This is a genomic window from Membranihabitans maritimus (genome assembly GCF_021729145.1).
Lineage (GTDB): Bacteria > Bacteroidota > Bacteroidia > Chitinophagales > Saprospiraceae > Membranihabitans > Membranihabitans maritimus.
Window position 1 is genome coordinate 1 of record NZ_JAJSLW010000015.1, and the last position, 14057, is coordinate 14057.

The window sequence follows — 14057 nt, forward strand, 5'->3', positions numbered from 1 at the left end:
CCGGGGGGGTAATGTATTACCAGTTCCGATCGGGTGATTACACAGAAACCAAACAGATGATTTTGATCAGATAAGATCTAATTTTGGGGGAAATTGGGTTAATTCAAAGTGAAGCTTGTATTTACAGGCTTCACTTTTTTTATAGTTCTATCAAGAATGCTGTTTTATTGTGATCCGAAGTAAGGCTATAATTTAAATTATGATTATTAAGGATCTCCCTAACCATTGTCAACCCTACGCCTTGACCGGAGGGTTTGGTACTAAAAAAAGGGGTGAAAATCTTTTGAGCATTCCCTGGGGTAATACCGGTTCCGGTGTCTTGTATTCGGACCGATCGTGGATCTTCTCGGACTTCTATTGTTATTTTACCTTTCCCTTCAATAGCTTGTATTGAGTTCAATATTACATTTATAAAAACCTGTTCCATTTGATCCCTGTCCAACCGAACAAGTACTTCAGATTCAGGTAATAGCAATTCGCAAATTATGTCTGTATTATGGAGTTGTGTTTCCAATAATAGGTAAACGTGTTTTACTAAAGTATTAAGATCAAAGGTTGTCATATTAGGAGAAGGAATCCGGACTACATCAGCGAAGTTTCTCATAAATCGGTTGAGGTTTTTATTTCTTTCGAGTACAATACTAAGGTATTCATTGAGTTCGTGCTCGGAGAATCTTGATCCGTTGAGAAGAGAGTCCAGGATAGAATTTATTGCTCCGACCGAATTATTTACCTCATGGGCCATCATTCGAATTACTTTACCATAGGATTCTTTTTCGATTGCTATTCTTTCGGAACTTACATCTTCCAGTATAATAAACTTTCGAGAAAATCCCCTGTGCATAAATTTATTGATAATGCATCGGTAGTATTTGTTACCTCCCGTCCTGAAATTGATAACTTCATTGTACTTAATTTTTTTTAGCTCTTTTTCAAGAATCGGATTGATGGAGTGGATAGATTGTCCAATATCTTGTGCCTTCAATTTGAGAATTTTCTTTGCCTCCGGATTAAATGTGCTAAGGTTGTCGTCATAATCCAGGATCAATATCCCTACAGGTAAAGCTTCTACAAGTAATTGGAGGAAATAGTGTTGTTCCTGTTGATATACGCGTTCTTCCCTGATATTCTCAATGATATTATTATATACGGTTATCAGATTGTTCATTTCAGGGGAATCAGTGGGTCTTAGTTTACTGGTGAAATGCCGATCTCTAAGGGCTTCGCTACCCAGTTTCAATTGATCCAATGGTCTGAAAATTTTGGAATAAACCAAAAATGCGAGCAAGATGATTATGATGATTATGATCTCGCCAACAATAAGGAATAGTATATTATCCCTTAATAAAAGAAAAGCTGTGACCGATAGGGCTATAATTAATAGGCCGATGAATAATCCGAATTGCACCTTAATATTCATGGCTAATATTGTATTTGGAAAGTCTGCGATACAGGGCACTTCGGGTAATTCCCAGGCTGCGAGCTACCTGGCTAATATTCCCGTTGTGAAAGTACATTGCTCTTTGTATCATCGTTACTTCCATTTCTTCTAGTGTCATGGATCCTACCTTGGGCAATTTACCTTGCTCTGGTTTTTGATCTGAAAAATGTTGTTTGAAGTCTCCTCTCTCGAGAATAGTTTTCCTGGAAAGCAGCCATGCCCGTTCAACTATGTTCTTTAACTGTCTGATATTTCCAGGAAATTCTTGTAAAGAGAGCCATTCGAGGGCTGAAGCACCGGCTTCTATGTGTTTGTCCCCTTGTGTCTGATTGAGTCGTTGGATAAAAGAATGCACAAGCAGAGGGATATCTTCTCTTCTTTCAGACAGCGCAGGTAGATGGATTTGTAATAAATTAAGTCTGTAAAATAAGTCCTCCCGAAATTGTCCTTCAATTACCATTGTCTCCAGATTTCTGTGGGTAGCGGATATAACTCTCACATCAGATTTGATGGTTTTATTGCTTCCGAGGGGTTCGAACGTTTTTTCCTGGAGAACCCTGAGTAATTTTACCTGGGTACGTCGGCTTAATTCTCCTACTTCATCCAAAAATATGGTTCCCCTATCAGCTACTTTGAAGCGACCGGTTCTATCGCTTACGGCACCTGTAAATGCCCCCTTAACATGTCCGAATAACTCACTTTCGAAGAGTTCGTCCGGGATTCCACCGAGATTGACCTTTACAAAAGGATTTTCATTTCTTTGGCTATTGTCGTGTATTGCTTCTGCTACGAGTTCTTTTCCCGTTCCACTTTCCCCGGTTACAAGTACAGTAGCATTGGTGGATGCAATTTGAAGGATCATGGATTTTACATCCTTGATTACCTTCGAACGCCCAATAATCGCATCGAGTGAAGAAAAGTCGGAGATTTCTTTTTTCAAACTTGAGTTCAATTCGATTTGTGTATTTACCGCAGAAAGCAAGTGGCGATTATCCCAAGGTTTGGTGATGAAGTCTTTGGCGCCGAGTTTCATCCCTTTCACGGCCAGTTCCAGTGTCCCCCAGGCAGTTATCAGGAGGATGGGAAGATCGGGGTGCCGGGGCCTAAGGGATTCCAGAATTTTAAGCCCCTGACTTCCTGAGGTATCAACACTGAAATTCAAGTCCAATAATACTATATCCGGATGAAAACTGTTGATGAATTCCAACACATTATGGGGATTATAAATAGATTGTACTTGAAACCCTGCCTTGCTGAAAAGTAATTTCAGTGATTGGCATACCGTCCGGTCGTCGTCTATAATGAGTATTTTTGGATCCATGGAAGGGGGGTGATTATTTTTAGTGATTGATGAATAGTCTCCGGTTTACTATGGAATTAATTTATGCTACATTTTACCTTTGGAAAAATTTTGTTCCTTGATTTCATGAAATACGTACGCTGACAGAAAATGTAGATTTCTTGCAATTCTTAATTGGGCATCCAATTCCATATCGCTACCAGGCAAAATATACAAATAGTGTATAAAGTCTTTCCCGTGATTTCTTACAACTCCTTCTGCTTTATTAGAAGGTATTGATACTATACTCCTTCTCAACTGATTTATTAATTCATATAACTCCTCTTCAAGGATGTCTCTTGTAATTTTATAAATTTCCGCAACCATAGCTAATAAGTGTTGTCATACTTTTAAATCTTTGTGGGTTTTCATAGAATATGTATTGGTAGTTAATTTCTTAATTGCAATTTACTGAATTTCAGTCAGGAATAGCCATTTTATACTAACCACTGCTCACTATTCACCAATTCCTATTCCTCGTGTAATGATACGGCCGGTTCTATTGCTGCGGCTTGTGAACTCGGGATTATACTGCATGCAATGACGATGCCGTAAATTATTACCAGGGTCAGGAATATGGCTTTCCAATAGATCAAGTTTTCCATCTGTAATACATCTAACAAAGGTGCCTGTATGGCAATAATTAATCCTATGATTATAGCCAGTGAAGTAAGAATAACCATTTCCCCAACAAACTGGCTTCGAATATGGCCGGCATGAGCTCCCATTGCTTTACGGAGACCAATTTCCGGTTTTCTGCGGCTAATATTATATCGAAGGATTCCAAATAATCCCATAGAGATATTGATCAGGAGAAATCCTGCCAGGGAAAACAAACCAATAATAGGAATCCAGGCTGCTTTATTCTTTTTCTTACGTACTACTTCTACTTTCTCGATCCAGAAGTCAAAATTCTTAGTAATTCGGGCGGTTATATCATACATTTTTTTTACGATTTCTTCATTGGCATTGGCATGGGTGGCTACGGTTAGTAATCCGACGTTGTTCCATCTAGTACTTATAGGCACAAGTGCCATTGGAGTTTCATCGCCGAATTTACCCTGGTATTTAAAATGATCAAAAATACCGCTTATAATGACGTCGTTTCCATTCATTTCAAAGGCGAATCCCAATGCTGTAGTGTCTTTGAGGAATTTATCGACAAATAGTTGGTTTACGGCAATGGGGACATATTTTCCTACGAGGTCTTCTTCTTTAAAAAAATTCCCTTCTTTTATCGGCGTGTTCCATACATCGGTAAAATCCTGATCGCATAGAATGTAGTCGGTATTGTATTTGAATCCGTTTTCATCTCCATCCCCGTTCCCGGTACTCCAGTTGCTGTTTCCATAAGGGGTGACTTCCGTGGCAAATGTAGCGTTTCGAATGTCTTCCAGGGCCAATATTTCCCGTTTAAACTGTTCTCTTTTGGTCTTGAATTCCAGGGAATCCAGATCGTCTACGTTGAGAGAGGGATAAATGTTGTATATATTTTCAGTGATGAACCCTTCGGGTATTTTCAACTTCTGAAACTGTTTCATAGCAAAAGCCAGGACTCCGAATACTACTAGGAATGAAAGAATAAGTTCTGCCACAAGGAATGCATTTTTCCCCCGGCGTTTCCAAATCATTTTTAAATAGTGTTTTATCATATTCTGCTGTTTTTTATGGCTACGGCTATTTCTTTTCCTGCCATTTTCCAGGCAGGGAAAAGGCCGGAACAGATGCCAAAAAATAAAGTGATTAGAAGACTAATACCAAAAACCGTACTATTGAATTCCAGATGGGTTCCTTCGAGGATTTGTGCTTTGTTAAACCATCTCATGGCAAAAAATGTAAAGACCAAACCTAACAGGCCTCCCAGAAACGTTAGGACAATATTCTCAAAAAGAAATTGGATAAGTAAGTGATCGGTACGGGCTCCAAAAGCTTTACGGACACCGATTTCCGATGAACGTTCCAGAATCCGGGTAATGTTCAGATTGATCAGATTGAATGTAGGTATAATGAGAAACAAAATCAAAACTCCAAAAAGGATCATTAAAAATTTATTTCCTGAACGGGTATCCTGACTTCCAATGATAGGCCAGGCATATAGGTCGGTTATATCTTTTTCCCAAAGATATAGGATATCGAAACCATCTTTCATCTCGGTGTTGTTTTCTATTTGTTTTAGCTCGGCCGTCATACTTTCCCCGGACGCTCCATCTTTTGCTAATAATGCCACATTGCATCCTCCGAAGTAACCATAACCGTAATTCAATGCGTGGTCCGGTAAATTGGTAACCGGCATGAAAGCATCACCCTGGACAACAAAGGAAGATGTATTCGGCTCCTTAATGATCCCGACGATTTTATATACATCATGTCCCCAGACCAACTCGCGGTTGAGATATGAGTCCTGTGCACCGAAATACTTACCTGCTGCTTCCTCGGTAAGAACCGTATGGTGGGATTGATTTTCAATACTTGATTCACCAAAGGGTTGTCCTTCTACGAAATCAAAATCGAATATTTTCCAGTAGTTGGCATCAACCATGCATGTGGATAATTCCAGGCGTGCATTGTTGGGATAGACTTCTATCTGTCGCTGAGGTACAAAGAGAGAAATCATCTCAGGGCTTTGCATAGGCAGAATATGTTCTTTACAAAAGTCATAACCCAATTGGGAACTCGATGAGCTCTGGGAATTTCCGACAATGGGTGTTTCAATAATGGTGGTGTCCAGAATCGTAGAATCGTTTCGGTATATCGTATCTATCGTAGTGTTAGTCTCCCGCTGCCATTTTTTCATTCCCATACCGGATACAACCAGAATGCGGTCTTTATTGCTGAGTGGACGGTTAGCTCCTAATTCATTGTCAATAAATGCTGTCGAAAGCATAAGAACCATTAAAGTGAAACTGATTCCAAAGAGACTGACGAACGTATAGAATCTGTTTCGCTTTAGTACTTTAAGGGCAATCTTTAAATAATTTTTGAGCATTTTTATATGTTTTTAATTTTAATCGGATCGGTCACTCTTGGATTAGAGTAGGGAGATGGATTGTCCAAAAAGGTCCCAATGACTTCCCGGAGGATCATTTTGTGGCAGAGTTAATTTGATAGGTACGGCAATCATTGCTACCCCACCGGCCTTTTCGAAGTCTCGTAGTACCATCAATTCACTAAATTTCCGTCATAAAGGCGAATGATCCTGTGTGTTTTTTGAGCCATATTCTCATCATGCGTTACCATTACTATAGTGACATTATTCTCTTGATTCAGGTCCATAAGGATCTTCATGACCTCATCCCCAAGTACACTATCCAGGTTTCCCGTGGGTTCATCCGCCATCAGGATTGTCGGGTTCCCGACAATAGCACGGGCTATGGCTACCCTTTGACGTTGCCCACCTGACAATTGGTTCGGGTAATGGAATATTCTATGACTCAGTTCTACCTGGGCGAGGGCTTCTTCTGCTTTGTGTCTGCGTTCCCTGGCACTTGTTCCTCTGTAAAGCAAGGGCAATTCTACATTGTCTATGACAGGCAAGTCGCTAATCAGGTGAAAGCTTTGGAAGATAAAGCCCAGATTCTGGTTTCGGTAGCGAGCTAATTCTTTTTCCTTTTTATGTCGAAATTCCTGTCCTTCAATTCGGATCACTCCTTCTGTAGGACTGTCCAGAAGACCAATCATATTAAGAAGAGTGGATTTTCCACATCCGGATGGGCCCATAATGGAAACAAATTCTCCCTTTTCTATGTGCAATGTGATATTGTTTAGTGCCAGGGTTTCCAGGGTGTCGGTAAAGTACGATTTACTCAAATTGTTGACGCTTATCATAATTCGAATTTTTTGATGTTATAAAGAGTAATTTATTATTTGACCTTCTTCAAAATCAAAGAGGGTTAATTGACGGATGGAATAATAAGTGATCCAGTATGCCCGGAGAAGATTAATATAATTACGCCACGCGAGATCCCGTTCCCCGAATGCCAGGGAGAGGTCCGTAATGCTTATATCATTCAGTACATATCGTTGGTTCACGATGTCGTATCTTTGCCTGGCGATTTCATAGCTATTCAAAGCCTGCCCGGCTTCTTTTTGTAATTGATTGAATTGAAGTACAAGTTGTCGGATGTTTTGTTTGAATGTCAATTCAGAAAATTCGTTTTCTGTTTTATTGTAGACATAATTAGATTTTGCATCCTCCTTACTGAGTTTTCTTTTCTTCCCATCCATTAGTGGGATATTTACTCCTACTTCGATCCGGGTTTCGTATTTTGGCTGGGAATAAGACTCCCCAAAAGTGTTTCCACTGCCTGTAAATCCTATGCTAGCCCTCAGGATGGTTTGCCAGCCGTTTTCCCGGTCGGCAATTTCCATAGCTTGTTCTGCTTCCAGGACCAATTTCTTGTATTCCAGTTGCTCCGGACGGTTTTCCCATGCCAAGTTTGCAGCTCTGGTAGGATCTATTGGCTGCAGTTCCGGAATTTCCGGGGTGAGGACATTTATGAAATCGTCAGTAGATAGATTTTTATTCATAGCTTCTTTGAGATCTGCATTGGAACTGATCAGGGCCCGGGTTGCTTTCATTTTATTTTGAGCAGCGCTGCTCAATCCAAGCTCTAATTGTAGCAAGTCACTTTTCGAAATCTTACCCAATTCGAAGCGTTCTTTGGCAATTTCGTAAAGTTTTTGGTTATTCTCTATATTGGTCCGGGCAATTTCTTCATCTATTTGCGCTGTGAGGACCTGAAAGTAAGCAGCCGTTACGTCAGCTGCAATTTTTTCGCTGCTGACCGTAAGTTTTTTACGGGCGATCTTCCGGTCCAGCTGATAAAATTTTTGGTTCCAAAGGTCGTAATTTACGTGGTGAAGTGGTTGTTCTATACCCAACCGGAAAGGAACGGTATTAAAACTGGTAAAAGCGCCTTCAAAATCCTGATATCGTTGGATATTCCCCTCCGCAAATAGAGTGGTGTTGGTCGTGAGTATTTTCTGAGATAGCTGGAGTTTCAAAAGACTGTTGTCCTGAGAAATGGGTTGAAAACTTATACTCCCGTTAGGCTGTACCACTGCAGAAGAACTTTTGTAAAAATTTGGTGCATTAGCATTGAGTGAAAGCTGGGGATTCAATCGGGCTTGAAGTAAGTTCAGTTGGTTGTCGGCCCGTTCGTATTCACGGAGGGATTGGGTTTTGATAATGCTACGGTTTTGAGCAATGGATATTGCATCATTCAGGCTTAGTGTCGTTTCCTGACTTCGGATAGATTTCGGCCATGTAAGAAATGTCAGGATCAAAAATATAATGGAGAATACTTCTTTCATTTCAGTCTGATTTTGGGACGTTTTTCGTATTGTGACATGTCTGAGAGGATTACCTGGTCCCCGGGTTCAAGGCCACTTACTATTTCTACCCGTTCGGTAGTTCTCATTCCGATTGTTACCTCATGCGCTATGGCTTTATTGCCTTCTATTACAAAAAGGGTCTGCAGTTTCCCCCCTTTTATAGCTGGGCCATTGGGAAGATAAAGGCCTCGTTCTTTGGTATCGGTTATGATCCTTACGTCAACTTCCATATTAGGTCGGAGACTTTGCGATTTGGGTTGATCCAGAGCAATTCGAAATTGTATGGTATTGTTTTCTACAGCGGGCAGGATTTGTTCTATACGGCCTTTTAATACCGTTTTTGCCAGTCTGACCTGAATGGGTAATCCGACTTTTATTTTTCCGGCGTGCATGTCTGCAACCTGGCCCTCTATGGAGTAACTGTTGAGATTGGCGATTCTTGCCAAAGGATCTCCTTCCGCTACTTGATTCCCGATATTTTTATTCATCCAGGTTATTACACCCTCCACCGGTGAGGTTAGGTTGGCTAGATCAATTTTCTTTTTGACTTCAGAAAGTCTTTTCCGTTGAATAGAAGATTGGATCTTTTCATTCAGAACATCAGATCCAATGGAAGCCTTTCGATAACCGAGTTCATTTTCCAGTTTTTTCTTTTCCAACCTAGCTATAGCCAGGTTTTGACCGGCCTTATCGACTTCTTCCTGAGTGGCTCCTCCTATCTCCAATAGTCTTTTTGCGTCAGCCAGCAAGGCTTCTAAATTTTTTACCTGAAGGTCTTTTACCTTATCGTCCAGCTCAATGTCTCTGATATTTTTTTCCAGTTCCAATTTCATTCTTACTACATTATTATCTTTGAGATCGAGTTCGTCTTCAAGGCGGTCCAGTTCTAATTCAGCAAATTCAGTGTCCAGTGTCATAATGGTTTCACCCGGTTTCACAAAGGATCCATTTTCTTTTTTATTGGCCTGAATGCGGGTGTTGAGAGGACTGGTGAGTGTTAATACGGATAGAGGTTTAACAACTCCACCTGCCGTTATAGAGTTTTCTAGCCGGCCGTAGTCTACCATTCCTTGAATTATTTTCGTCGTATCAACGGGACGGTTTAGTAATTGCCGAATACCCCATATCGTAAATAGCAATGACAGGATTCCTAACAGGTAAAGTCCGGCTTTCGACAGCCTTTTTTTTCTTTGGTATGTATGATCTAAATGTTTATCCATGCCTGGAAGGGTGCTATATCCTTGCCAAATATTAACAAACTGTATTTGAGTGGTATATATATAGTTTTATTGTAAATATTGTCCGATATCGGACATTGTGTGTTCGAAAATGATATATCATTAAGGGTGAAAAAAACAAGGCCGGTTAACGACCTTGCCTGGTAATTGAATCATTAAGTGGGGTGAGGGGAAGGTTGTAATTTTCGTAAAGAGGTTACAGGTTGTGTATAAAATTTTACAAAGGGAAAAAATCCGGGAGCAACTCCCGGATTTAACCTCCAAATTTAATTTATTGTAACCCTAAATAATAAATTATAAAGTGCTTCAAAATAATTTATACATTGATGTTTAGAGTTAGTTTAAATCTTTAAAATGGAGGGAACCTCAAAAATTTGAGGTTAATTTAATTTAAACGAGTTTGATTAGAAGGAAAATGTTCAACATTTATCATTCAAATCAAACAAGGGATGAAACAAAATTAGCCTTTTACCACCCATTTATGGATTTTCTCTAGTTAATGCCGTTTGCATAAACAAGCTCTTGGTCATAGTTTATAACATATAACAAAATGTATAAATTCTTCATGCGCAATATAGGTCCACTTGGTTACAAATTTTGTAATAGTTTTTTGGAGTTTGTGTAGAAATTTTACTACAATATGAGAAGTGAGATCAAATGATTAAAGTTGCTGCATAATCGGGTTTTGGCACTTGAACTTGAAAGTTCCGGATTTATTCCAGCCCCAATTTAATAAACCAAAATATATTTTATATTAGATTCGAAATGTATACTAATTTCATGGAGGTACTCATTATAAATCATTTTGCGTAAAAATACTTCATTTTCCAATGAATACCGGCTTGCCAATTGTGTGATAAATACCGGTTGCTCCCTAAGAATTAATTACTATACGCAAAAACCAAGCAGTGATATTCAATTTGTTTTCAGGAAAGGTTTGTATTTGCTATTTTTCTTCCCTTTGTCATTACGAGTATACCACATTATAGATTATTATAAGAGAAATAATATATCCAAAAAATAGGGTAATAATTATTGACCATAGCCAATATATGGTGGTCCTTAGCAGAGTGCCCTTATTACCTGACGAATACACCATATAGGGGGAATTGGTCCCATTGAGTTGGCGATCACTTGATTTCTCCTTTCCCTTTTCAATTACACAATTTATACTTGGAGTATATTTCTGGTAAAGGCAGAGGGTATGGATCAGGACTATTTATTGAAAAAGAATGGATAGTATTATGAAGTTTTCTTTTGAATCGGTTATTTATATAAGTTAGGTGTAGAAAACTTACTACAAAAGTATTCAATAATTACTACATATAAATTAAAGTAGGACATTTAATTTTGTGTGTAATAAATGAAAACTAATGTATTTTAAAAGTTTTTATTGCTGAAATTTAATTGTTTAATGCAATGTGACATTAATATTTTTATAATGGTTTTGTTGTAATAATTGAATATTTTATTCTTTTTTTCATTTTTTACAAAAATAAATAAATTCATTTGGCCATACCAAACTATTATTTTACATTAGCGGTTGCAAGTATTGGAGGCCAAAGCTAAAAACCCAAAAAAAACCCTTTCAAGCTAAGCTAAGCCAAACAATACTAATGATACGTTGGAACTTTCTTTGCTCTCACCTCAAGTGCAAGGATTGAAGTTGTTTTTTGCCACATGTTAATCCAATTGGAGATGCTATCGGTCAATAAACAATTGTGCTGTGTTTTATCATTTGAATATTGTTGAACCTAAAAAGAAATATATGAGAAGTACATACCTTGATGATTAGTAAGAAAATATTACATGTTGTTATCGGTTGAATTGCTGTAGTTTATGTTTGCAGGTGGCTCTTCTATACATTAATATGGTAAGGCACGTGCAAAAATAGTATTACCAGTATTTGTCAATCCATGTAGCTATAGTCTGGATGCATTTATTCTGAAATGATTGCAAGCGGACAAGTATGCTATACCGATCTTGTTTTTACAAAAAAAGACTATTTATAATACTCTCTTTTCAAATTAATTGTAATTATGAAAAAGAAATTGCTATACCCTATAATATTATTTAAATTTTATAATGTTTATTTAAAAAAATGGACTTGTCAACTAATTTTATTGGCTGTTGTCCTTTTGTCGTTCCAAAACAACCTTTATTCCATACCTACTTTCCCGGATTTTAGTGCTGAAACTCCTACCATCCAGGTGGAATCACATGAGGTGAATTTTGGGAGTATTTACGAGAAGGGATTTGATGCTTTACTTGAGAATTTATTTGATGGTACTATCGCCCCAACAATGAAAGTACGGGAAAATAAGGCTGCACATTTTATGAAGTCTGTTAAAGCAAATGATACCAAATATGCATCCGTCTCTATGATGGATCCACCGTATTGTGAAGATTGCGCAGGGACCAGCCCCGATTGTGAAGAACCTGCTATTGCTTCTAACCTTCCTTTAGACGCCTGCGGAAATTTTAAAATTTTATTAATGCTGGATGAATCAAGCTCTATGGCAGAAGGTAATGCCTTTATAAAACTTAGAAATGCCGTACTTGATTTCCTGGAAGGTTTAGAAGCAGGAGGATGTGATAATATTGAAGTGGCAGTTCTGGAATTTGCAGATGTTTCTGATAAGGTTGAAGGGTACCAAAGTCCTTCTGCTACCAGAAATGATATGGTAACCTATTTTGGAAATTTTGGATCAGGATACCCTCCCTCTTCCTCAGGATATACTCCATTCGGTGGTACCAATTGGATGGGAGCATTTCACAAGGCTAATAGTTCATTCTCCACACCTGATTTAGTATTATTTTTTACAGATGGCAACCCTACTTCCTGGGGAAATGGGACAGCCGATTATCCGTATTATGATCCATTTAATAGCGAAGATGAAGAGCAATTGTGTTATGATGGAACGACAACTGAAGCCCCTGAAATAATCAATGCTATTATCGAGGCAAACAAACTAAAGCGAGCTGGCGCTCATGTTTTCGGGTTGGGAGTAGGGGGAGCTAATTTGAGTTCTACCTACTTGCGTAAAATATCGGGGAATACTCAATTTACGGGTGCTACAGGCCAAAATGCGGGAAACACGGATTATGCCATTGGAAACATAGATGCCCTCGCCGAAAGATTGTCAAACTTCGCAAGTCAACTTTGTCCTACGATCGTAGGATGTGAAGTAACTGCCTGTCCCGAACCCGGGAATGGTGAGATTTCTATTGAAGTGTCTATCGATGGAAGTTATTCCTGGAAAGTGACCGACGGTCAAAATAATATGCAATCCGGGACAACTACCACCAATCCCATTATTGTTGATGGATTGGCTGAAGGTGGATATACAGTAGAAGTTACAGTATCTTCCAATGGATGTACTTATGACCTTACTTGCAGTGGCACTGTTTCAGTGCTCTCTTGTTCTATTGATCAAACTACCAATATAGATTGTGGTGAGGAAAATACGGGCAGTGCCAATGTTAGTGTAACCGGTGGACAAGGGCCATATACATATAAATTGGGCGATGGAGATTTCCAAAGTTCAGGAAGCTTTTCGGATCTGGGGCCGGGAGATTATATAGTTACGGTCATGGACGCTAATGAATGTACATCGACTTGTTCTTTTACAATAACACAAAAACCAACTCCAAGCTGTAATGCTTCCGGTGGAAATCTCACTTGTTCGGAACCCGAACTCCAATTATTGGGTACATCCGATACGGATGGTGCAACTTACACATGGAGTGGCCCCGGAGGATTTTCCAGTAATGAGCAGAATCCTACGGTTGATATGCCTGGTACATATGAGCTAACTGTAACCCATCCCACTTCGGGATGCCAGTCCGTATGTACCGCGGAAGTTACTCAGAACGTAGTACCCAACTGTAATGCCGGGGAAAATAAGACACTGACTTGTTTGAATAACAGTATGGTGACACTTAATGGCTCATCTACGACAGATGGAGCTATATATTCCTGGAGTGGTCCTGGTGGGTTTTCCAGTAATGAGCAAAATCCTACCGTAACTGAACCTGGCCTATATACTTTGACAGTCAGCCTGGTGGGAAATGATTGTATTTCGGAGTGTGAAGTGGAAGTGTTTGAAAATACAGTGGTGCCCAGTTGCAGTGCCGGTGATGATAAAACTTTGTCTTGTACAAACAATGGTGCTGTAACATTAGATGGGTCTTCGGATATTGTTGGTGCCATTTATTCATGGAGCGGACCGAATGGATATACAAGCAATGATCAAAATCCTGAAGTAACTGTTGCCGGTACATATGAACTAACTGTAACCCACCCAACTTCCGGTTGTGAATCAGAATGCGAAGTAGAGGTTTTCGAAGATTTTGAAGAGCCGGAATGTAATGCCGGGGGTAGCAAGACTTTAACCTGCGATGTAAGCAGTGTAACCCTGGACGGATCATCGGATGTAGATGGAGCGACGTATTCCTGGACGGGTCCCGGTGGATATACTAGCGATGAACAAAACCCTGAAGTATCGGTTGCCGGTACATATGAACTTACCGTGACACATCCTACTTCAGGATGTACGTCTGAATGCGAAGTGGAGGTGTTGGAAATAGAAAGACCGGAATGTAATGCTGGGGAGAGCAAGACTTTAACCTGTGCGGTGACTGAGGTGACCCTGGATGGATCATCGGATGTAGAGGGAGCGACATATTCCTGGACGGGTCCCGG

General features: G+C 39.5%; 9 protein-coding genes and 1 pseudogene. 1 reads left to right on the forward strand and 9 read right to left on the reverse strand.

Annotated elements, in window-relative coordinates; translation table 11 throughout:
• Window positions 1–139 precede the first annotated feature (139 nt).
• The 9 genes from LVD47_RS16755 to LVD47_RS16790 all read right to left on the reverse strand — a co-directional run bounded on the left by LVD47_RS16755 (window position 140) and on the right by LVD47_RS16790 (window position 9334).
• On the reverse strand, window positions 140–1420 hold the full coding sequence (locus LVD47_RS16755) for a sensor histidine kinase (RefSeq protein WP_236978986.1): 1281 nt from the start codon (window positions 1418–1420) through the stop codon (window positions 140–142).
• Window positions 1410–2762, reverse strand: coding sequence for a sigma-54-dependent transcriptional regulator (locus LVD47_RS16760; RefSeq protein ID WP_236978988.1), 1353 nt, complete (start codon window positions 2760–2762; stop codon window positions 1410–1412). The genes LVD47_RS16755 and LVD47_RS16760 overlap by 11 nt, the downstream gene beginning before the upstream one ends.
• A 66-nt stretch (window positions 2763–2828) precedes the next feature.
• Complete coding sequence (locus tag LVD47_RS16765; RefSeq protein WP_236978990.1) at window positions 2829–3107, reverse strand: four helix bundle protein; 279 nt, start codon at window positions 3105–3107, stop codon at window positions 2829–2831.
• Window positions 3108–3250: 143 nt separating this feature from the next.
• The gene (locus LVD47_RS16770; protein WP_236978992.1) at window positions 3251–4432 is read right to left on the reverse strand and encodes an ABC transporter permease; all 1182 of its coding nucleotides are present in this window, start codon (window positions 4430–4432) and stop codon (window positions 3251–3253) included.
• Entirely contained in the window at window positions 4429–5766 is a 1338-nt protein-coding gene (locus tag LVD47_RS16775; protein ID WP_236978994.1) for an ABC transporter permease, read from the reverse strand. Before LVD47_RS16775 ends, LVD47_RS16770 begins: the two co-directional genes overlap by 4 nt.
• 42 nt (window positions 5767–5808) lie before the next feature.
• Window positions 5809–5940, reverse strand: a complete 132-nt coding sequence (locus tag LVD47_RS23765; protein ID WP_255785250.1) for a hypothetical protein — start codon at window positions 5938–5940, stop codon at window positions 5809–5811.
• A complete protein-coding gene (locus LVD47_RS16780; RefSeq protein ID WP_236978996.1) occupies window positions 5940–6605 on the reverse strand; it encodes an ABC transporter ATP-binding protein in 666 nt (221 codons plus the stop codon). The genes LVD47_RS23765 and LVD47_RS16780 overlap by 1 nt, the downstream gene beginning before the upstream one ends.
• An 18-nt stretch (window positions 6606–6623) precedes the next feature.
• Window positions 6624–8093 (reverse strand): TolC family protein, encoded by a 1470-nt coding sequence (locus LVD47_RS16785; RefSeq protein ID WP_236978998.1) that lies wholly within the window; start codon window positions 8091–8093, stop codon window positions 6624–6626.
• Window positions 8090–9334: an efflux RND transporter periplasmic adaptor subunit gene (locus LVD47_RS16790; RefSeq protein ID WP_236979000.1), complete on the reverse strand. Its 1245-nt coding sequence runs from the start codon at window positions 9332–9334 to the stop codon at window positions 8090–8092. The genes LVD47_RS16785 and LVD47_RS16790 overlap by 4 nt, the downstream gene beginning before the upstream one ends.
• 2057 nt (window positions 9335–11391) lie before the next feature.
• On the opposite strand from LVD47_RS16790, the pseudogene LVD47_RS16795 reads away from it, so the two are divergent.
• Window positions 11392–14057: pseudogene (locus LVD47_RS16795) on the forward strand (hypothetical protein); the annotation flags it as partial.